General features: G+C 57.1%; 20 protein-coding genes. 6 read left to right on the forward strand and 14 right to left on the reverse strand.

The features are described 5' to 3' along the window. Positions 1-258 precede the first annotated feature (258 nt). Positions 259-489 carry a hypothetical protein gene (locus ACM6IR_RS04970; protein WP_150641276.1) on the forward strand — a complete coding sequence of 77 codons (231 nt, stop codon included), beginning with the start codon at positions 259-261 and terminating at the stop codon, positions 487-489. 23 nt (positions 490-512) lie between these two features. After that, on the forward strand, positions 513-719 hold the full coding sequence (locus tag ACM6IR_RS04975; protein WP_414906654.1) for a hypothetical protein: 207 nt from the start codon (positions 513-515) through the stop codon (positions 717-719). Between the two features lie 160 nt (positions 720-879). Here the strand turns inward: ACM6IR_RS04975 and ACM6IR_RS04980 are convergent, their stop codons facing one another. The 4 genes from ACM6IR_RS04980 to ACM6IR_RS04995 form a co-directional block, all read right to left on the reverse strand. After that, positions 880-1,710 carry a universal stress protein gene (locus ACM6IR_RS04980; protein ID WP_414906655.1) on the reverse strand — a complete coding sequence of 277 codons (831 nt, stop codon included), beginning with the start codon at positions 1,708-1,710 and terminating at the stop codon, positions 880-882. Positions 1,711-1,907: 197 nt separating this feature from the next. Continuing rightward, complete coding sequence (locus tag ACM6IR_RS04985; protein WP_414906656.1) at positions 1,908-2,669, reverse strand: YoaK family protein; 762 nt, start codon at positions 2,667-2,669, stop codon at positions 1,908-1,910. Positions 2,670-2,845: 176 nt separating this feature from the next. After that, the gene (locus ACM6IR_RS04990; protein ID WP_414906657.1) at positions 2,846-4,090 is read right to left on the reverse strand and encodes a malic enzyme-like NAD(P)-binding protein; all 1,245 of its coding nucleotides are present in this window, start codon (positions 4,088-4,090) and stop codon (positions 2,846-2,848) included. 624 nt (positions 4,091-4,714) lie between these two features. Then, positions 4,715-4,945 carry a hypothetical protein gene (locus ACM6IR_RS04995; RefSeq protein ID WP_414906658.1) on the reverse strand — a complete coding sequence of 77 codons (231 nt, stop codon included), beginning with the start codon at positions 4,943-4,945 and terminating at the stop codon, positions 4,715-4,717. A gap of 141 nt (positions 4,946-5,086) precedes the next feature. Between ACM6IR_RS04995 and ACM6IR_RS05000 the strand changes: the two genes are divergently transcribed. Beyond that, positions 5,087-6,742, forward strand: coding sequence for a SulP family inorganic anion transporter (locus ACM6IR_RS05000; protein WP_414906659.1), 1,656 nt, complete (start codon positions 5,087-5,089; stop codon positions 6,740-6,742). A gap of 70 nt (positions 6,743-6,812) precedes the next feature. Here the strand turns inward: ACM6IR_RS05000 and ACM6IR_RS05005 are convergent, their stop codons facing one another. The 5 genes from ACM6IR_RS05005 to ACM6IR_RS05025 all read right to left on the reverse strand — a co-directional run bounded on the left by ACM6IR_RS05005 (position 6,813) and on the right by ACM6IR_RS05025 (position 12,384). Then, a complete protein-coding gene (locus ACM6IR_RS05005) occupies positions 6,813-6,998 on the reverse strand; it encodes a ribbon-helix-helix protein, CopG family (RefSeq protein WP_201188883.1) in 186 nt (61 codons plus the stop codon). Between the two features lie 273 nt (positions 6,999-7,271). Beyond that, complete coding sequence (locus tag ACM6IR_RS05010) at positions 7,272-8,222, reverse strand: aldo/keto reductase (protein WP_414906660.1); 951 nt, start codon at positions 8,220-8,222, stop codon at positions 7,272-7,274. Positions 8,223-8,253: 31 nt separating this feature from the next. After that, the gene (locus ACM6IR_RS05015; protein WP_414906661.1) at positions 8,254-9,744 is read right to left on the reverse strand and encodes an efflux transporter outer membrane subunit; all 1,491 of its coding nucleotides are present in this window, start codon (positions 9,742-9,744) and stop codon (positions 8,254-8,256) included. 19 nt (positions 9,745-9,763) lie between these two features. Continuing rightward, positions 9,764-11,248, reverse strand: coding sequence for a DHA2 family efflux MFS transporter permease subunit (locus ACM6IR_RS05020; RefSeq protein ID WP_414906662.1), 1,485 nt, complete (start codon positions 11,246-11,248; stop codon positions 9,764-9,766). Next, complete coding sequence (locus ACM6IR_RS05025; protein ID WP_414906663.1) at positions 11,245-12,384, reverse strand: HlyD family secretion protein; 1,140 nt, start codon at positions 12,382-12,384, stop codon at positions 11,245-11,247. The genes ACM6IR_RS05020 and ACM6IR_RS05025 overlap by 4 nt, the downstream gene beginning before the upstream one ends. Before the next feature lie 253 nt (positions 12,385-12,637). Between ACM6IR_RS05025 and ACM6IR_RS05030 the strand changes: the two genes are divergently transcribed. The 3 genes from ACM6IR_RS05030 (at position 12,638) to ACM6IR_RS05040 (ending at position 14,536) form a co-directional block, all read left to right on the forward strand. After that, entirely contained in the window at positions 12,638-13,261 is a 624-nt protein-coding gene (locus ACM6IR_RS05030) for a TetR/AcrR family transcriptional regulator (RefSeq protein WP_414906664.1), read from the forward strand. 10 nt (positions 13,262-13,271) lie between these two features. Beyond that, the gene (gene mug / locus ACM6IR_RS05035; RefSeq protein WP_414906665.1) at positions 13,272-13,820 is read left to right on the forward strand and encodes a G/U mismatch-specific DNA glycosylase; all 549 of its coding nucleotides are present in this window, start codon (positions 13,272-13,274) and stop codon (positions 13,818-13,820) included. Between the two features lie 62 nt (positions 13,821-13,882). Beyond that, positions 13,883-14,536, forward strand: a complete 654-nt coding sequence (locus ACM6IR_RS05040) for a peroxiredoxin (protein WP_414906666.1) — start codon at positions 13,883-13,885, stop codon at positions 14,534-14,536. Between the two features lie 58 nt (positions 14,537-14,594). Here the strand turns inward: ACM6IR_RS05040 and yghX are convergent, their stop codons facing one another. The 5 genes from yghX to glcD form a co-directional block, all read right to left on the reverse strand. Further along, a complete protein-coding gene (gene yghX / locus ACM6IR_RS05045; RefSeq protein WP_414906667.1) occupies positions 14,595-15,482 on the reverse strand; it encodes a YghX family hydrolase in 888 nt (295 codons plus the stop codon). A gap of 112 nt (positions 15,483-15,594) precedes the next feature. Next, positions 15,595-15,999, reverse strand: coding sequence for a heme-binding protein (locus tag ACM6IR_RS05050; protein WP_414906668.1), 405 nt, complete (start codon positions 15,997-15,999; stop codon positions 15,595-15,597). Then, the gene (glcF, locus tag ACM6IR_RS05055) at positions 15,996-17,237 is read right to left on the reverse strand and encodes a glycolate oxidase subunit GlcF (RefSeq protein ID WP_414906669.1); all 1,242 of its coding nucleotides are present in this window, start codon (positions 17,235-17,237) and stop codon (positions 15,996-15,998) included. The genes ACM6IR_RS05050 and glcF overlap by 4 nt, the downstream gene beginning before the upstream one ends. A gap of 3 nt (positions 17,238-17,240) precedes the next feature. Next, positions 17,241-18,305 (reverse strand): glycolate oxidase subunit GlcE, encoded by a 1,065-nt coding sequence (glcE, locus tag ACM6IR_RS05060; RefSeq protein WP_414906670.1) that lies wholly within the window; start codon positions 18,303-18,305, stop codon positions 17,241-17,243. Further along, on the reverse strand, positions 18,305-19,804 hold the full coding sequence (gene glcD, locus ACM6IR_RS05065; protein WP_414906671.1) for a glycolate oxidase subunit GlcD: 1,500 nt from the start codon (positions 19,802-19,804) through the stop codon (positions 18,305-18,307). Before glcD ends, glcE begins: the two co-directional genes overlap by 1 nt. Positions 19,805-19,873 lie beyond the last annotated feature (69 nt).

The raw sequence follows: 19,873 nt of genomic DNA on the forward strand, positions 1-19,873 counted from the left end.
GGAGCCTGTGCAGACAATCACCTTCAAGAAAGCCACGGCATTGGGCGGACCTGCTCGGACCCACGTGGCTCAAGTGCTTCGACAGTCCTGCTCATGACTAGCCTCCAAGGGCTCATATGTGCATAATATTATCATGCAGTGATAATTGAAAGGCAATCTGCTCGCCCTTGCTTCAGGCAGGGGCGAGGTCTTTTGATCGATTGTCGGGAGGCAACGACATGCATGAGAACAGCAATACGTGAGCGCTTGGAGACCCGTATGAAACGTGAGGACGTAAAAACCAAACACGCTGAAGGCATTCAGTTTGATACCCATTTGATTGCCAATCCGGCCAACACTCAGGAATGGATCGCCTTTTTTAAAAAAGATGCAGGAAGAAGCTTCTTCCTGGTCAATGACAACGAAGAAATCGAACCCTTTCGGTACCTTGATGATTTGATTCATGAACTGCGAGAAATCGGTATCAAGGTTGCTGAAATTCATTTTTGAATTCTTTTCCTTGGAGTGTCGTCATGTCCGTCACGATCGAGCATCTGTCTAGTCAGAGTGAACGTCTATGGTCCGTATGTATTGGAACCATGCGCATTCAATTCCGCAATGAGCAGGGTGCAAAAGATTACGCAGCAAAGCTAAAAGAGCGTATTGAAGCTCCGCACTCATATCTCGTGCATTACCGGTCGCCTACAAGCACGGTTGCAGCAAGTAATAATGCTAAATAACTTTTTATTAACGCTAAAGTTGCGGTCACAAAATATTGTTTCTTTCGTAGAGTGCTGTGGAACTTGGTGAGTTGAATTAATTTTCATGCTGCGTTAATGCAATGCGGTGGCAAGGCGTGTTTTCATCTTGAGATGTCAGGGGTGTTTGAACGTCTGTGCATTACATGTCGAGATAGCTTTTAGGCAGGAATAAAAGAGGACAAGTTGTGGCTCGGATCATTCTTGAAGTCGTACTGCCAAGCCAAAATCGGCGGATTCGCGAATGACCAAAAGCGCCCATGACCATCAGATCGATATCGTGTTCAGTCTGGTAGGACGGTAAGGCGAGTTCCACTCTCCCGCCGCAGATCACGGTTCGAACGTCACACCCTGCGATCTGCAAAATGGCTCCTGCCGCATCGAGTCGTTCCAGATTTTTCGGCGTGTTGGCTGCGACCATGACCAGGTGCACGGGCAGCTTTGTGAGAGCTGGACTTGCTGCCAGCATTTTCACTCCCATGTGCGTGTCCTCACTCCCGTCATAAGCAAGCATCAGGCTTCGTGGTGGGTTGAAGGAGCAAGGGGTGAGCAGGATCGGCTTGTGCAATGCATGGATGATGGTTTCGAGCTGGTTGAGTCGGGGACAGAACGAGCTGTGCTTTCCCATGACTAGCCAGCGCGAGTCAGTTTCCATCTCGAGTAACCGCCCCAACAGTTCTCCGTCGCTTTGACGAAGTTCCGGCTGCATTACGCCATCCGCGATCGCTCTTTCTCGAGCGTTTTGCAACATTATCAAGCCTTGCTTCAACGCCTGTTCATGGCGCTTTTTGTCCAGCGACATAGCTTCCAGCACGTGCGCCAGGCTGCCGGGCCGTATCTCTACGCTAGCGGGGCGTTCTACAACATTCAGGAGGGTTAGCGGCAATAAAAAGTTGAGACTGGCCCAAGCGGCGTAGTCGCAGACGGCTGGAGATGAATTTGAACTGTCGATACAGGCCAATATGTGGGTCATCACAACCCTCATCTCGATGATCTTGAAGAGCCGATCACCACGTGGGCTATAAACGAAAAATACCCGCTAGGCGAGGGCGCCGCTTTTAGCGTGCCAACGAGCGGTCGCTGGACACCTGGTACGTCATATATGGAAACGATAAACGCAGTGAAATTCCAGTATAGCAACGCCTGGAAAGCCGCTTGCAGGCAAGCTGCTCACTTTCGCATGACGCGGCGGACATAGAGCCTGACGTCATCAACGGCAGGCACGATCGCCAGCGTCACCAGAACCATCGCGAGCGGTACCGTTGAGATGTAACCAATGTGCTTGAACCCAAAGGCACCTACCACCCCACCGAAGAAGAAATTCAGCGCGAGCAATATCAGTATTTTGAGCCGGGTCCGATTGGCGAGAACTTTTGGATGCGTCGATGTGTTGACGGCATTCCAATAAAAGAGTTTTCCAAACTCAATACCGATATCGGTGATGATGCCGGTGATGTGCGTCGTTCGGATTTCGGCTTTGGAAATTTTGGTGATCACCGCGTTTTGTAGCCCCATGATGAAACACAGCAGCATCACGGTGACGGACACGAATAGACCATCCACGGTGGATAGCCGAGCGCCCAGAAAGCCAAAGCAGATGAGCAAAAAGGCTTCGAACAAGAGTGGCACTGCAAACTCGCTGTGCATGCGTCTGCGGCGGGAATAATTGACCATGATCGCCGAGCACGCTGCCCCAATCAAAAAGGACAAAAGAGCGCCGGTGCCACTGAGCACCAGGTCGTAGGCTCCCAGCACACTATTATCTGCCATTGAGGAGACGATGCCCGTCATGTGTGAAGTGTACTGATGCACCGCCAGGAAACCACCGGCGTTGATTGCCCCCGCGACGAAGGCCAAGGCAAATCCAAGATGTCGGTTTGCGTCTGTGGTACGCCTTCGCCCAGTAAGGCTCCTGACATATTTGATCGGCATTCATTCACCCCTGTCCCAAGTGTATGAGGACCAAGAAAGCCAACCGATTATGCACATCTGATATCACCGGGGCCTCGCGACAGGAGGTGCGGCGGCTGGATGATCCCCGAGTGCGACAGCTGCCAACCGTGCAAAAGGTCGTGCAGCTGCGGCACATCAGCATGATTGACGTCAGCTTACAGCGGGTAGTGCGTCGGGTACTGCAGCTTCGCAACGCCGGTGTCGATAGCGGCCTTGGCCACTGCGCCGGCTATTGCTCCGAGCAGGCGAGCATCGAGCGCTTTGGGAAGAATGTAATCGCGCCCAAACTCAAGCTTGTCGACGTTGAACGCTTGCAGCACTTCCACTGGTGTTGGCTCTTTGGCCAATTGGCGCAGTGCTTCCACTGCCGCAATTTTCATCGCTTCGTTGATCCGGGTTGCCCGAACATCCAAGGTCCCGCGGAAGATGAATGGAAAGCCCAGAACGTTATTAACCTGGTTCGGGTAGTCAGAGCGACCGGTCGCCATGATCAGGTCATCACGAGTGGCCATGGCCAGCTCGTAGCTGATTTCAGGATCCGGGTTCGAGCAGGCAAACACGATCGGATTGGGTGCCATCGCTGCCAGTGCTTCAGCCGGAAGGAGATTGGCCCCAGACAAACCAACAAACACGTCAGCACCATTCATGGCTTCCATCAGCGTACGAGGGCCACCGTCGTTAACGAACTGTGCTTTGTATTGATTGAGGTCTTCCCGTGCGGAGTGGATGACACCGGTGCGGTCGACCACGTACAGATTGCTTTTTTGAGCCCCGAGACTAAGCAGTAGGCGCATGCAGGCCGTGGCTGCGGCACCAGCACCGAGGCAAACAATTCTCGCGTTCTCCAGAGTTTTGCCCTGGATCTCCAGCGCATTGAGCATACCGGCCGCGGTGACGATGGCAGTACCGTGTTGGTCGTCATGGAAGACCGGGATGCTGCACTGTTCGATCAGTGCTTCTTCAATTTCAAAGCACTCTGGGGCTTTAATGTCTTCCAGGTTGATGCCACCAAAGGTGTCAGCAATGCGCACGACGGTGTCGATAAAGGCCTGGGAACTCTCCGCATTGACTTCGATATCGATCGAGTCGATGCCGGCAAAACGCTTGAACAGCAACGCTTTGCCTTCCATGACCGGTTTACTGGCCAAGGGACCTAAGTTACCGAGACCCAGAATGGCCGTACCGTTGGTGATCACGGCCACCAGATTGCCTTTTCCAGTAAAGCGATAGGCGTTCTCCGGGTCCTTCGCGATTTCGCGAACGGGCTCGGCTACGCCTGGGCTGTAGGCCAGTGCGAGTTGGGTGGCTGTGTCGGCAGGCTTGGTCAGCGCGATGCTGATTTTCCCTGGGGTAGGGAATTCGTGGTAATCCAGTGCAGCCTTCTTGAAGTCGATAGTCATACGAGCCCCTAATTAGACGTTGATTACAATGCTATGTTAACACTATTATAATGCAAGGCAATGAGGTCCTGACCCACAGACCAGGGTCAAATTGCCGGCTTGAACGCTGCTGATGAAGGGGTTTGTCAGCCAGCGGACCCACTCTATTGGCCCTAAGACTTCAGGGCGGGCCTGTATTTCTTGGTCAATAGAGATCCTCCTATGCTTGAACCCGTCTTTGGCCACCTCGTGTGGCCATTTTTTTGCGCGTTCGAATGCCCAATGTGCCAAGTCCCAAGCGAGGCACATTGGGGGGGCAGAGGTTTTCTCATCGCTTCTTGGATTTGATCCGCGTACTTCGACAATTGCGCGAGTTCGTGACCCAGCTACATAAGGGCCTTTGCGTGGGTCATTAGGTCCGGATCAGCGTCGATCAGTGGCTGGGTCAGGCGAGGCGTGGTGAATTAGCGGAAAGGTATGTGGTGCGTCGATTCTTTCTTTAAGTGTGGCCGCAGAGTCCTTCGCCCCTTGCTCAGGACGAAATTGAATACTGCGGCTACCGAAACAAACAGACCAAAGCACCTCGCTTTGACCGGACAGGTGCTCAATCTTTACTGAGATGATCAAACCCCCTGAGTGCAACTATCAGAAATGAACTTCGGCGGACTTGATACCAAGCTCGCGAAGCTCATGGATCAGATCATCGAGGCGTCCAAATGACTCAATCTCCTCGTTGTCATTGACCAGAAAATAGCTTCTCCCTACATCCTTTTTGAAAAGAATGATCCACTCGTGCGTGTTGGCCGGGTTGGCTATCACATGCGTGTCGAAGTGCATGCCTTCACCGTGTTTGGTTTTGACTTCTTCGCGTTTCATGCGGGGTCTCCGGGCATATGGTTTAGCTCTCTGAGCACCGGATCTACAGCGTGGCAGGTGTCGTACCGAGGCTAGGCCAATTGCTTTGCTATTATCACTAAGTGTGAATAGTATGCACATGCCACCAGAGCGAGGCTAGTCATGATTGCGATACGAGAAGCTTGGAAAGCGGGCTTTTTAGGGCGCGAGCACTGGCTTCGAAATATCGTCTCAGGGGTCATCGTCGGCGTCGTGGCGCTGCCCTTGGCCATGGCATTTGCCATCGCCTCTGGCGTCAAGCCGGAACAGGGGGTCTACACGGCCATTGTGGCTGGTCTGCTGGTTTCGCTGTTCGGCGGAAGCCGGCTTCAGATTGCAGGCCCCACAGGGGCGTTCATCGTTATTCTGGCCAGCGTGACGACCAAGTACGGCGTTGATGGCTTGCAGATCGCGACAATGATGGCCGGGGCAATTTTATTATTGCTCGGTATCACCAAGCTTGGCGCATTCATCAAGTTCATCCCTGATCCCGTGATTGTGGGATTCACCGCCGGCATCGGGGTGATCATTTGGGTCGGGCAATGGAAAGACTTTCTGGGCTTGCCGAAAATCAGTGGTGACCATTTCCACGAGCGGCTGTGGCACCTCATCCAGGCACTACCCAGCCTTCATGTGCCCACGACACTGTTAGCCCTGTTGAGCCTGTTGTTGGTGATACTCGCGCCTAAACTACCCGGTGTAAGGCGTGTTCCTGGCCCCCTGATTGCCATGGTCGTTGTGACGGCATTGCATTCCTGTTTTCAATTCGACGGCGTGGCCACGATCGGGAGTGCATTTGGGGGTATTCCTCAGGGGCTTCCCAAAATAGGCCTTCCTGAAATAACGCTGCCGCAGGTCATTGAGTTGATTGGCCCTGCGTTTGCGATCGCGATGCTGGGGGCGATCGAGTCGCTGCTCTCTGCTGTTGTTGCCGACGGGATGGCCGGTACCAAACATGACTCCAATCAGGAGTTGATCGGACAAGGCATTGCTAACCTGGTCACTCCTTTGTTTGGTGGCTTTGCTGCGACAGGCGCGATCGCTCGAACAGCAACCAACATTCGCAATGGTGGCAACAGTCCAATCGCGGGTTTTACACACGCCCTCACTTTGATTTTACTGATCCTCTTCCTGGCGCCTTTGGCTTCGGATATCCCGCTGTGTGCATTGGCTGCGATCTTATTCGTGGTCGCTTACAACATGAGCGAGCTGAAGCACTTCAAGCGCATGGTCGTACGAGCCCCCAGAGCCGATGTTGCCATCCTGTTAATGACCTTCAGCCTAACCGTTTTCAGCGATCTGGCGATTGCGGTGAATATCGGGGTCATTCTCGCCATGCTGCAATTCATGCGTCGGATGGCTTCATCTGTAGAGGTGCAGCTAATGGTCGGAAAAGAGCTGGAGGCAGAGTTGCGCATGAATGGGCGTATACATCTTCCTCCTGGTGTTTTGGTTTACACCATTGAGGGGCCTCTCTTCTTTGGCGCAGCAGAAACCTTTGAGCGCGTTTTGGCTCAAACGCACACCGATCCCGGGACTTTGATTATTCGCCTGAAGCGAGTGCCGTTCATGGATATCACGGGCTTACAAACGCTGCTCGAAGTCATTGAGCAGCTGCGCAAGCGCAGCATCATCGTGAAGTTGTGTGAAGCCAACGAGAAAGTGCTCGGCAAGCTCGACAGGGCAGGGATTCTTCAGGCGCTCGGCTCAGAGCATTATCATGCCGACTTCAGTGGCGCACTGAGCAGTTATGTCGAGATCGACAAGACTGAAGGCTAGAGATGGGGTGCAGTAGGCTAAGTAGGAGCGATAAGCAGGCATCCGTCGTACCCGCTCATGCGCAGATGAATCACTTACCATTGGCCGCAGTTCTGCTTTTGGTGGCGTAGGACACGCCATGCGTCTCCAAATAGTCCCGAATAAGCTGACGAACGACCTGAGAGGGCGTCAGATCCTGAGACGCACACAGCTCCTCAAGTGCCTTTTTCTTGACGGGATCAATGAGCACAGTTAATCGTGCAGTCTTATTTTCCATGGAATTACCTGTACCCTAAAACGGTCGATGATAATCAAATTGTAATAGGCAGAGGGTTATTTGTCACCGGTTAGGTTCGTTACAGCTTGCTGGATTGACTGTGATCAAAAAGGGGCGATGGTACGTCAACCAGAAACGGGTAAAAGAAGGGACAGATAGACGGGTAATGGGCAGGGAAGCTTCAGTAGCAACTGAATCACCCCAGGTTTCGTAGACACCTCCCTACCTTAAACTGAGGCCAATCAGGAGGTGCAATTAGGCACTTGTGGTGTGTTACTTCTTGCGCGGAATAAATCCAGGCACACCCGTTTCCACTACCGAGTTGAATCGTATTCTGGTCGTAATCTCTTCCTTGATTTCATGCATGGCCCTATGTGGCAGGGTTGAAATATCAAAGTTTTCCCGGATGTGGCTCAGAGTGGCAGAAGTGGTCAGAAAGGCGACTCCTCGCTGTACAGACCAGGCCAACGCTACTTGAGCCGGAGTCTTCTGCAGGCGTTGAGCGATCTGTGTCATCACCGGATCTTGCAGTACATTCGGCTCCATTGCGTGGCCGAGTGGTGCAAACGCAAGGACGATGATCCCATGCAGTTTGCAAAACTCCAGCAGTTCCCATTCAGGTAGATAAGGGTGGGACTCGACCTGCACGACGGCGGGTTTTATCCGCGCCACTGCCACGATCTCTCGTAAACGCTCCAACGTGATATCAGACAAACCGATGGCCTTGCACCGACCTTCATCCACGAGACGTTCCAGCGCCCGCCAGGTTTCTATGAGGGTTACACCTGAGTCGTAGATGACGTGACCCTCTTCGTCTCTCGGGTCCTGATTGTCGCCGGATTGAAAGGCAAAAGGCGTATGGATCAGGTAGCAGTCGATGTAGTCAACCTGAAGCCGTCGGCAACTGGCCTCAAACGCAGGTTGGACGCGCTCGGGACGATGGTTGGTGTTCCACAGTTTCGTGGTGATGAACACGTCCTCCCGGCGGATTTTTCCCGCTGCCAGAACCTCGTGAAGTGCAACGCCGACCTGTTCTTCATTTCGATAACGCTCGGCACAATCGAAATGACGAAAGCCGACTTCCAGCGCCTGCTTGACCGCTTGTGTGGTGACGCTTGGATCGCGGAACAGCGTGCCAAATCCAACGGCCGGAATTTCACCAGCGCCATGGTTCAGCGGAAATTTCGTGTCGCGAAGCGCGTCGTAAAATGATTCGTATGACATGTCTTTACTCCAGGGTTCGGGGCCGCAGCCGCTATTGATATAAAGGTTTCTGTTCGTCGCGAGCGGCCACTCTTTGCTCGAATGCGCCGACCGAATTACCGCCGAGCGCCACATACAACTGAACGGTGTCGAGGTACTGCGCGGTCTTCACTTTGATCTGGCCCAGTAGCGCCTGCTCGTAGGCGCGCTCCGTCTCCAGCACCTGGAGAATGCTGTTTTCGCCTTGCGCATAGGCCTGCTGGTTCAAGCGCAAACTGGTTTCGGCAGCGTGTAACGCGTCCTCCTGCGCCAGGTTTTCCTCAGCGTCATGGTTTATTGCCTGCAACGAGTCGGCGACCTGGCCGAACGAGCTAATAACGGTCTGCTGGTAGCCAGCGAGCGTCGCCTTGTAGCCGTCGACGGCAGCCTGACGTTCAGCCTTGAGTGTTCCGCCATCGAAGATCGGCCCGGCCAACCCCGCAGCGAAGCCCCAGAGCGCGGCGCCGCCATTGCCGGAAGCGGCCTGTAAAAGCGACGCGGACAGCGTGACGTGGGGATAGAGGTTCGCGGTCGCGACTCCAACGGCGGCGCTGGCCATGTGCAGTTCCGCTTCTGCTTGCAGGACGTCCGGCCGGCCGTGAGCCATTTCCGATGGCAAGCTGACGGGCACGTTTGCCGGCAATACAAACTCGGCAAAATCGAAGTCAGGCGCGATCCAGTCACCCGGGCCTTTACCCGTGAGAATCGACAACGCATGGCGTGCCGCATCACGCTGCTGGGCGAGAGGCGGCAGCAGCGTGCGGTCCTGCGCAAGCCGGGTCTCGGCCAGCGAAACATCAATCTGCGTAGTGGTGCCATTGATGTGGGCCATGCGCACGAGGTCGAGGTTCTTGGCGTCATTGGCGAGCAGCTTTTCCACGGCTTTCATCTGCGCGTTCGCAGAGGCAACCAACAACGCCTGGCTGGCCACATTCCCCGTCAGGGTCAGGTACGCCGCGTCGTAGCGATGCTTCTGCAGATCGGTAAACGCTTCCTGCTGTTCGACCAGCCGCTTGTTACCGCCGAAAGCATCAAGGTCAAAGCCGACCCGTGGTCCAATCGCATAGAAATTGGAGATGGACGGTTCTTTTGCATTGTGTACACGCTGGCGGCCGGCCGTCGCGGCAAAGTCGACCTGCGGATACAGTGCCCCTTCTGCCGCGGCGACGGAGGAGGCCGCTTGCCGGATCGTTGCGTCCGCGGCCACGAGTTCAAGATTGCCTTCAATAGCGCGACGTACAACCTTGTCGAGCTTTTGCGAATGGAAGGCCGTCCACCAGTCACCGCTGACCTTCTTGCCAAGGTCAATGTGTTGTTCACCCGGTTTGTTGCCGCGTTGGTCGAGACGCTGCTCGGCCTGTTGATCGTAGTGTTGCGACAGGCTCGGTGGGGGCATTTGATAGTCGGGGCCGACGGTACAGGCGGTCAGGAACACGAGCGCCGACACCGCACCGAAGGTAGTTTTGAACAGCTGTCTGTTGATGAAGAGCGCATTGGATTTCATTGGGCAAACTCCACGATAACTAGTTGGTCGGAACGGGCTTGCGAAGAAAGACAACCAGTGGGCTCACCACCAGCATCGCGAACATCAAAATCTTGAATTGGTCGATCACGGCGATAAAAGCGGCCTGGCCGGTGATCATTTCGTTGAGTCCCGCCAACGCTTGCAGCGATGTCGGCGCGGAAAGTGCGGCAGCGCGATAGGGCGTCAGATTGCTGGCCAGCGCCATGTGCATCGCTTGCGTATTGTTGAAGAAGAACAGTTGCACAATCGCAACGCCCAGGGTGCTCCCGTACACCCGTGACAGATTGAAAAAACCAGTACCTTCCGGGCGTAACGTGGGGTCGAGCGTGCTGAACGCGACCTTGGTGAGCGAGGGCATCAAGATGCCGATGCCAATGCCCTGGATCGCACCGGCCACCGCCACGGGCGTCCAGTCCATCAGCGGCGAATAGCCGAGCATCAGCCAGTTGGCATAAATCACCACGACAACGCCTGCCGACACGAACAGCCGACGGTCGAAACGCTCGGGTACACGGCCTATCAGCAGGAACGCACCGACCAGTCCCACACCGCGCGGTATCGTCAGGGAACCCGTGATGTCAGGCGGGTAGCCGAGAATTTCGTCGAGCATGGGTGACGTCAGCGCCATGGTCGACAACAGCACGAACCCCACGGCGAAAAAGATGACCGTCGACAGCACGAAGTTGCGGTCGTTGAACAAACGCTTGTTGAGGAAATGCACCTTGGTGGTCAGTACATGCACGGCAAACAGGTAGAGCCCGAGTGCACAACCCATCGCTTCCAGCCAGATCTCGGTCGAGGAAAACCAGTCCAGGCGTTCACCCCGGTCGAGCAACATTTGCAGGCTGATCAACGCCAGTGTGAAGCTGCCGAAGCCGAAGAAGTCGAACGAGGGACGTTTCTCGGCCTTTTTTTCAGCCAGCAACAACGCCATCACGAGAAAGATAAACGCCGACAGCGGAACGCTGATGTAGAAAATCGGGCGCCATCCGAAATGTTCGCTGATCCAACCTCCAATGCTCGGGCCGCTGACGATGCCGAAGAGCACGATTGCCGTCCATGTCGCGCCAAATTTCGCGCGCTTCTCCAGTGGCAATGTCTCCATTGAAATCGCCATTGAAAGGGGTGCCAGCACGCCACTCGCCAAGCCTTGAATAATGCGCGCACCGACGAATTCCAGCGGCGTCGTTGCCTGCGTAGCGAGCAGCAAACCCAGGACGAAAAAGGCCAGCGCGGCCTGATAAACCAGCTTCAGGCCATAGCGCCCGGCAAGCCATTGCGCAATCGGCATGGTGATCGCACTCGCCGCGAGGTACGAGGTGAAAACCCAGCCAGCCTGGTCGTCGCTCATCGACGTACTGGCCTGAATAAACCTGAGCACTGCGTTTGGCAGAGGCAGGTTTGCCGACTGCATGTAGGTTGCGAGCAGCGCGGCGAACCTTAACGTCCCCGGGCCTTGGGGGCCGGCAAGTTGGGCATTCATCGGTCGTTACCTGCAGTCAACAAGGCTTTGAGCGGGTGCCACCAAGGCGTGTGATACCCGGTATCCACCTTGACCGTGGCGCTGGTGCCCGAGAAAAGGGGCAGGGTAGGGTCGGTTTCATCGAGTTCGAGTCGGACCGGAACCCGCTGAACCACCTTGACCCAGTTGCCGGTCGCATTTTCCGGTGGCAGCAGGGCGAAGTCCGATCCTGCACCCGGGCTCATGCTGGTCACGTGGGCTTTGAATAAGTGATCAGGGTACGTATCGATGCTGATGGTCGCTTCCTGGCCTGGACGCATGTGCGTCACCTCCGTTTCACGGAAGTTGGCCTCCACCCAAATCTCGCGACCGGACAGCAGCGCAAAGGCGGGCGCACCGTTGTTGACGTAGTTGCCAACCTGCAAATCGTCGACCTTGGCCACGATGCCAGCGTCCGGCGCATAGACCGTTGTATACGAGAGGTAGAGCTGCGCCTCGTCGAGTTGGGCCTTGGCCTCGCGAACCGTCGGGTGAGTATCGGCTTCGATGTTTGGATTGCCGTTCAATGCAACGACCGTGCTCGCGATCTGCTGTTCGATCGAAGCGATTCGTTGCCGCGACACTTTAAGGTCGGTGTCGGCGCGTTCGTAAACGGCGCGCGAGACGAACTCGGTCGCGACCAGCGCTTTCTTGCGGCCAAATTCCCGTTGGTCGAAATCGGCCGACTCTTTGGCCGATTGCAGTTCGGCCTGCTGTTGGCGGTAACTGGCCTTGAGTCCATCGATGTGCAGCCGTGCAACGCTCAGTTGAGCTTCTGCGCGGTTAACCGCGATCTGGAAGGGTTTCGGATCGATCCGGAACAGCACCTGGCCTTTGCGAACCGGCTGGTTGTCCTCAACCGCGATTTCGACGACTTGTCCGGAAATACGGGCGTTGATCGACGCTTTCGCCACTCGGGCGTAGGCGTTATCGGTCGAAACAATCGTCGCGCCCGCCTGATAGTGCGTGTAGCCAACCGCTGCGAAGAGCACCGGCAAACCGACAATAAGGAAGGGTCGCAGTTTCTCTTTGAACGGTTTTTTGAGCAGCGCGCCAGGCGGGTTCGGCACGGGGTGTTCGAAGGTCTGCGAAGCTGGGATGTCGAACTGTTTAGTCATGATCGAATACACCTTTTAACCGGGAGTCGTGCCCGCAGAATTCGCCTGCGGCGTTGACGTCAATAGTTGCTGTGAGGAATCAAGCCCGAGTGCGGCCAAGAGGATTGCTCCGCCGCACCTGTTTCGTCGCCGCAACACTCAGTTCGAGCTCCGCTTCAACAAACCGTAAATCAAGGAATTTTTGGTTCCTTAATTTTGTGCGATAGTGTAAGAATATCCACTCACCGACTTCCATTCAAGGATTTTGTACGACATGGCACAAAAAAAGATTGCAGAGGGCAAAGGCCGCGGCCGTCCTCGCGCGTATGACCCGCAGACAGCGCTGCAGCAAGCGCTTGGTGTGTTTTGGAGTACCGGCTATTCCGGCGCTTCTCTGGACAGCATCGCTACGGCGGCCGGGATGAATCGCCCCAGTCTCTATGCGGCATTCGGTGACAAACACGCGCTCTACATCAAAGCGCTTGAGCAGTATTGGGAGTTTGCCGCGGCGGCCATGCATGAGGCGTTGACGGACCACGAGCTGACCTTGAGCGACGCGTTGATGCGTTTCTACGAAGGGCAGCTATCGATTTATTTTTCGGGAGAAGGCCAACCGCGGGGCTGCTTTGCGATCGGCACGGCGACCACCGAAGCCGTCGAGGATTCTGAAATCCGAGAGGTGCTTTGCGATCGGCTGAGCCGGCTCGATACCGATCTCGAAACGCGCCTGCGAGCGGCCGTCGATTCCGGCGAGTTGAAAAGCGACGTAGACCCGGCGGCCCTGGCTGTACTCGCGTCCTCCCTGCTGCACAGCATTTCGATACGTGCCCGGGCGGGAAAATCCCGCGCTGAATTGACCGAGCTTGCACGCAATGCGGTCAGCGTAATCTGCGGTTGAGAGGTTTAGGGTGGAAGAAAGACTCGAAGATATTCTGGCTGAGCAACTGGCCGTGATTTTTTGTGGCATCAACCCGGGAGTAATGGCAGCCGCCCAAGGCCATCATTTTGCCGGCAGAAGCAATCGCTTCTGGCGCACCCTCCATCTCGCCGGTTTTACGCCGGAGGAAATCCGCCCGGAAAACGATCGGACAATCTTGCAGTATCAGTGTGGATTAACAGCGGTGGTGGAACGGCCTACGGCGCGAGCCGATCAGCTGTCATTACATGAATTCATGGCTGCCGCTGCGGATTTTGAACAAAAAATCGCACGCTATGCACCACGCCTCGTGGCATTTCTCGGTAAAGCGGCGTATTGCGCGTTGTCCGGCCAGCGAGAGGTTCCGTGGGGGCTTCAACCAAAGACGTTTGGCAATGCTTCGGTATGGGTGCTGCCCAACCCGAGCGGGCGCAATCGTGCGTTTACGTTGGATCAACTGGTTGGCGCGTACCGGCAACTCCATTCGCACCTGCACCTCGCGTCCGTTTCTCAGCCTTTTCCAGCGCCTCTCCTATACTGATCCGCGTTGACAGACTCAACGCAGACGCTACGTCCTTATCAGCCACTGAAAGGAGATCGATCATGACCATTCGTATTGGCGATGAAGCCCCGGATTTCACCGCCGAAAGTACTGAAGGCACCATTCACTTTCATGAATGGATTGGCGACAAATGGGCCATTCTATTCTCGCATCCGAAGGACTTCACACCGGTATGTACCACTGAGCTGGGTTACATGGCCGGACTCAAGCCGGAGTTCGACAAACGCAACACCAAGATCGTCGGGCTCAGTGTTGACCCTGTCAGTAATCACAAAGCCTGGGCTGATGACATCGAAGAAACCCAGGGCCATGCGGTCAACTACCCCATGATCGGCGACGATAATCTGGTGGTGGCCAAGCTCTACGACATGATTCACCCGAATGCCAGCGGCGGCTCGCGCACCGCTGTGGACAATGCCACGGTGCGTTCGGTATTCATCATCGGCCCGGACAAGAAGGTCAAGGCGATGCTGATCTATCCAATGAGTGCCGGGCGCAACTTCGATGAAGTGTTGCGTCTGCTCGACTCTTTGCAGTTGAACGCCAAGCACACAGTCGCCACCCCGGTAAACTGGCGTCCGGGCGATGACGTCATCATTCCCACCTCGGTGTCCGACGAGGACGCCAGGAAGAAATACCCGCAAGGCTTCAAAACGCTGAAACCCTATTTGCGCACCGTGGCGCAGCCGAAGTAACCCCCCTGGACAATCTATGACAGCGGTCACCCTGCAGCGTGTTCGACAGGGTGACCGTCTAGACGAGGTAGCGCCGAAACCACCCCAACGTACGGTCCCAGGCCAGTTTGGCTGCCGCCTGGTCGTATCGAGGTGTGGAATCGTTATGGAAACCATGATTGGCGCCGGGGTAGATGTAGGCTTCGTAGGTCTTGCCCGCGGCTTTCAAGGCCTGCTCAAAGGCGGGCCACCCTTCGTTGATGCGTGTGTCCAGCTCACCGTAGTGAAGCATGAGCGGCGCCTTGATTCGGGCGACATCCTTGGCCTCAGGCTGTCGGCCATAAAAGGACACCGCGGCACCCAGTTCCGGATAGGCCACGGCCGCAGCATTGGTGACTCCGCCGCCATAGCAGAACCCGGTGATGCCGACTTTCCCGGTGGTCGCGTCGTGTTCCATCAACCACTCGATGGCGGCAAAAAAATCATTCATGAGTTTTTCAGGATTCACGGTCTCTTGTAGCGCCCGGCCTTTGTCGTCATTGCCTGGATAGCCGCCAACCGAGGTCAGGCCATCGGGGGCGAGGGCGATTAAACCGGCCTTGGCCAAACGCCGGGCGACGTCCTCGATGTAAGGGTTGAGCCCGCGGTTTTCATGCACGACCACCACGGCCGCCACTTTGCCGGTAGCTTTCGCCGGCCGCACCAGGTAACCGCGAACCTGCCCGTTGCCCTTGGGTGAGGGATAGGTGATGTACTCGGGAAGGATGTCCGGGTCGGTAAATTCAACTTGCTCGGCCATTGCATAGTTCGGACTGAGCGCGGCGAGCAACGCGTTGGCCGTCAAACCGCCCAACGTGAACAATGCCGCCCGATCGAGAAATTCCCGCCGATTGATCTTGCCGTGGGCGTAGTAGTCGTAGAGTTCCAGCAGTTCAGGGGCAAAGTCTTTCGCAGTCAGACGGGGCACTTATGCATGTCCTCTTTGGGCCATCCGTTACCTGTATACGAGTAACAAAGGCATCTTGTGGCTCATATACGGGTATTTTTTGAGTTGGATCAGGTTCTGCGCCTCACGCGATTCAACAGTTCAGGCATTGCGCCCCAGCCTTGGCCACTTGTGCATCCTGCTCGGACTTGACGCCGGACACGCCGACCGCGCCGATCACCTGGCCGTCGACGATGATCGGCACGCCACCTTCCAGAGAGGTCAGCAACGGCGCTGACAGAAAGGCGAATCGCCCGCCGTTGACCATCTCTTCATAGCCTTTGGACTCCCGCCGGCCCAGCGCGGAGGTGCGCGCTTTTTCGGTGGCGATGTAGGCGCTGGAAGCGGCGCAACCGTCGAGGCGCTCGAGGGCCAGGGGATGGCCGCCGTCATCGACAATCACGATGGTCACGGCCCATTGATTGTTTTGTGCTTCGCAGCGGGCCGCCGCGAGAATCTGGCTGACTTCAATCTGGCTCAGTACGGCTTTACTGTTCATGGAGTTTCTCCAGGGCTCGGTGAGGGCAACGCGGCTTCGACCAGTTCGATCCAGTGCCGGACCGGCGTTCGGCCTGCGCCGTCGAGGTGGGACTGACAGCCGATGTTGGCCGTGACAATGATGTCGGGATGTCCGCTTTCCAGTGCATTGAGTTTGTTGTCGCGCAGTTGCCGGGACAGTTCGGGCTGGGTCAGCGAATAGGTACCCGCCGAGCCGCAACACAGGTGGCTGTCGGGAACGGACGTGAGGTTGAACCCCAGACTCGTCAGAATCGCCTCGACCGCGCCGCCGAGCTTTTGCGCGTGCTGCAACGTGCAAGGGCAATGGAAGGCCAGGCGTTGATTACTGTGGACGCCGAGCTTTTCCAGTGGCTCCTCGCGCAGCACTTCAACCAGGTCCCTGGCCAGCGCACTGACCCTTTTCGCCTTATCGGCATACACCGGGTCGGTACTGAGCAAGTGACCATAGTCTTTGATAAACGCACCACAGCCGCTGGCGGTTTGCACAATCGCCTCGGCACCTTGTTCGATGCTCGGCCACCAGGCGTCGATATTGCGACGGGCACGGTCAAGGCCGGCGGCCTGAGCGTCCAGATGATAATCCACGGCGCCACAGCAACCGGCCTCGCGGGTCGGGATCACGCTGATACCCAGTCGATCCAGGACGCGCGCGGTGGCCGCGCTGGTATTGGGTGACAGACTCGGTTGCACGCAGCCCTCGAGCATCAACACGCGCCGGGCATGCCGGAGGGGAGGACGCGGCTTTGCCGGATAGACAGTGCGCGGCAATTTGATTTGCAGGGTGTCGGGTAAAAATGCACGGAAAACCTGCCCGCTGCCGACCAGCCTCTTGAACAACTCCGGGTTGGGTACGACCGCGCGCAATCCCTCGCGCAATAGTCGCTGTCCGAGTGGGCGTGGCACCGCGGCATCCACCACCGCACGGCCGATGTCGAGCAAGTTGTGATAGTCGACGCCAGAGGGGCAGGTGGTTTCACAATTGCGACAGGTCAGACAGCGATCAAGATGCAGTTGGGTTTTCTGAGTGGCCTCGTTACCTTCCAGCACTTGCTTGATCAGGTAGATGCGGCCCCGTGGCCCGTCCAGTTCATCGCCCAGCAGTTGATAGGTCGGGCAGGTCGCATTGCAGAAGCCGCAATGCACGCAAGTGCGCAAAATGCTTTCGGCTTCTGCGGCTCGAGGCAGCTGACGGGCGCGTTCACTCAGGGTCGTCTGCATGGTTCAAAGCTCCGCGTACAGGCGCCCGGGGTTGAAAATGCCCCGTGGGTCGAGTTGACGCTTCAAGTTCTGGTGATAGCGCAACAGCGCGGCCGACAGCGGTTGGAAGGGACTGTCGATCAGCCCGTGGCTGTAGCAGGTCGCATGCCCGCCGACGTCCTCTACGACCTGGCGGATGAACGCGGCGTCTGCGTTTGATTTGAGCCAGCGTTGCGCACCGCCCCAATCAATCAGTTGCCGCCCGGGCAGGGCAAGCCACGCGGTGTTGTGCGGCAACGACAGGCGCCACAGGGGTTGATCCTCATCGAAGAAGCTCAACTGATGCTCGTTGAGATCATCCCAGTACGAAGTGTCCAGCAGCTCGCCGCCCAACCGGTCATGCGCTGCGGCCACCGAGCCTTCGCCACCCTCAAGTCGCAGGTGCAGGCGCTGCCCGTCGTGGCACGCAGCGCTGATCGGCAGCGGTTGCTGGCCCCATTCCGCGAGGTGCAGCAAGGCGCGGTCACTGTCCATGTCCAGGCTGATGCTTAAGGTTTGACGTGGTTTGGGCAGGACCTTGAGCGAGACCTCGGTAATGACACCAAGGGAACCGTAGCTGCCGGTCATCAGGCGCGACAGGTCGTAGCCGGCGACGTTTTTCATGACCTCGCCACCGAAGCGCAAATGCTTGCCGTGGCCGGTGATGACGCGTGTTCCGAGGACGAAGTCGCGCACCGAGCCTGCCCAGGGCCGCCGAGGTCCCGACAGCCCGCAGGCAATCATCCCGCCGACGGTGGCACCGTCACCAAAGGCGGGCGGTTCACACGGCAACATCTGCTGCGCCGCGTCCAACACTTCAGCAAGCTCTGCCAATGGCGTGCCGCAGCGTGCGGTGATCACCAGTTCGGTCGGGTCGTAGCTGACGATGCCCCGGTGAGCGCGCGTGTCGAGGATTTCACCGGCGACGATGCGCCCCAGAAACGCCTTGCTGTTGGAACCCTGGATGCGCAGCGGCGTGGCGTTTTCCAGCGCCTGATTGACCTGCTCCAGCAGCGTACCGCTGTCATCGATATCCCATTCACTTTGCATCAGAAACGCTCCAGATCAGGATGGGGCATCTGACCGAGGTGAATGTGCATGGCGCCAAATTCGGCACAGCGGTGCAGCGTCGGAATGTTCTTGCCGGGATTGAGCAAGCCACCCGGGTCGAAAGCGGCTTTGACGGCATGGAATACGGTCAATTCGTCGCTGTTGAACTGCGCGCACATCTGATTGATTTTCTCGCGTCCCACGCCGTGCTCACCGGTAATGCTGCCCCCGACCTTCACGCACAATTCGAGAATTTTACCGCCCAGGGCTTCGGCGCGATCGAGCTCACCCGGTTGGTTGGCATCGAACAGAATCAACGGGTGCATGTTGCCGTCGCCCGCGTGAAAAACGTTGGCCACCCGCAGGTCGTACTCGGCCGACAAGGTGGCGATGGCATGCAGCACACCGGGCAACTCGCGGCGCGGGATCGTGCCGTCCATGCAGTAATAATCCGGCGAGAGGCGACCGACCGCGGGAAAGGCATTCTTGCGCCCAGCCCAAAAGCGCACCCGTTCAGCCTCATCGCGGGCCTGGCGCACTTCGGTGGCGCCGGCCTGTTCCAGCACCTGCCGCACGCGGTCGCAGTCATCATGGACGTCGGCTTCAACGCCATCGAGCTCGCACAGCAGAATGGCTTCGGCGTCGACTGGATAGCCGGCGTGGACAAAGTCTTCAGCGGCACGAATAGCCAGGTTGTCCATCATTTCCAGGCCACCGGGAATGATGCCGGCGGCAATGATGTCACCGACGGCGCGGCCGGCCTTTTCGACGGAGTCGAACGCCGCCAGCAACACCTTGGCGGTCTGCGGTTTGGGCAGCAGTTTGACCGTGACTTCGGTAATCACCCCGAGCATGCCTTCGGAGCCGGTGAACAACGCCAGCAGGTCGAAGCCGGGAGCGTCGAGCGCGTCGGAACCCAGGGTCAGGAGTTCACCGTCGACGGTCAGGATCTCGACCTTGAGCAGGTTGTGCACCGTCAGGCCGTATTTCAGGCAGTGCACACCGCCAGCGTTTTCCGCGACATTGCCACCAATCGAACAGGCGATCTGCGAGGAGGGATCCGGCGCGTAATACAAGCCAAACGGTGCCGCCGCCTGGGAAATCGCCAAGTTGCGCACCCCCGGCTGGACCCGCGCCGTGCGGGCGGACGGGTCGATGTGCAGGATGTTGTTGAAGCGCACCATCACCAGCAGCACGCCTTTTTCCAGTGGCAATGCACCACCGGACAAACCGGTTCCGGCACCCCGGGCGACGACCGGTACCTGCCGTTCGTGACACAGTCGCAGCACGCCTTGCACCTGGTCGATGCGGCGGGGCAGCACCACCAGCATCGGTGTGGTGCGGTAAGCGGAGAGTCCATCGCACTCGTACGGCCTGAGCTCTTCCTGCTGATGCAGGACTTCCAGATCCGGCCACTGCGCGTGCAAGGCCTGCAACAGCGCAGTTTTGTCCACGTCGGGCAGGACACCGTCGACACGTTCGTCGTAGAGAATGTTCATAGTCGCTTTACGATACTCCGTTCACGAAAGTCCGTGCGAAGACCGTAATGCTGTGTGTAGGAGCGAGCT

It is taken from the genome of Pseudomonas sp. IT-P253, assembly GCF_949768125.1.
In the GTDB taxonomy this organism is placed as follows: domain Bacteria; phylum Pseudomonadota; class Gammaproteobacteria; order Pseudomonadales; family Pseudomonadaceae; genus Aquipseudomonas.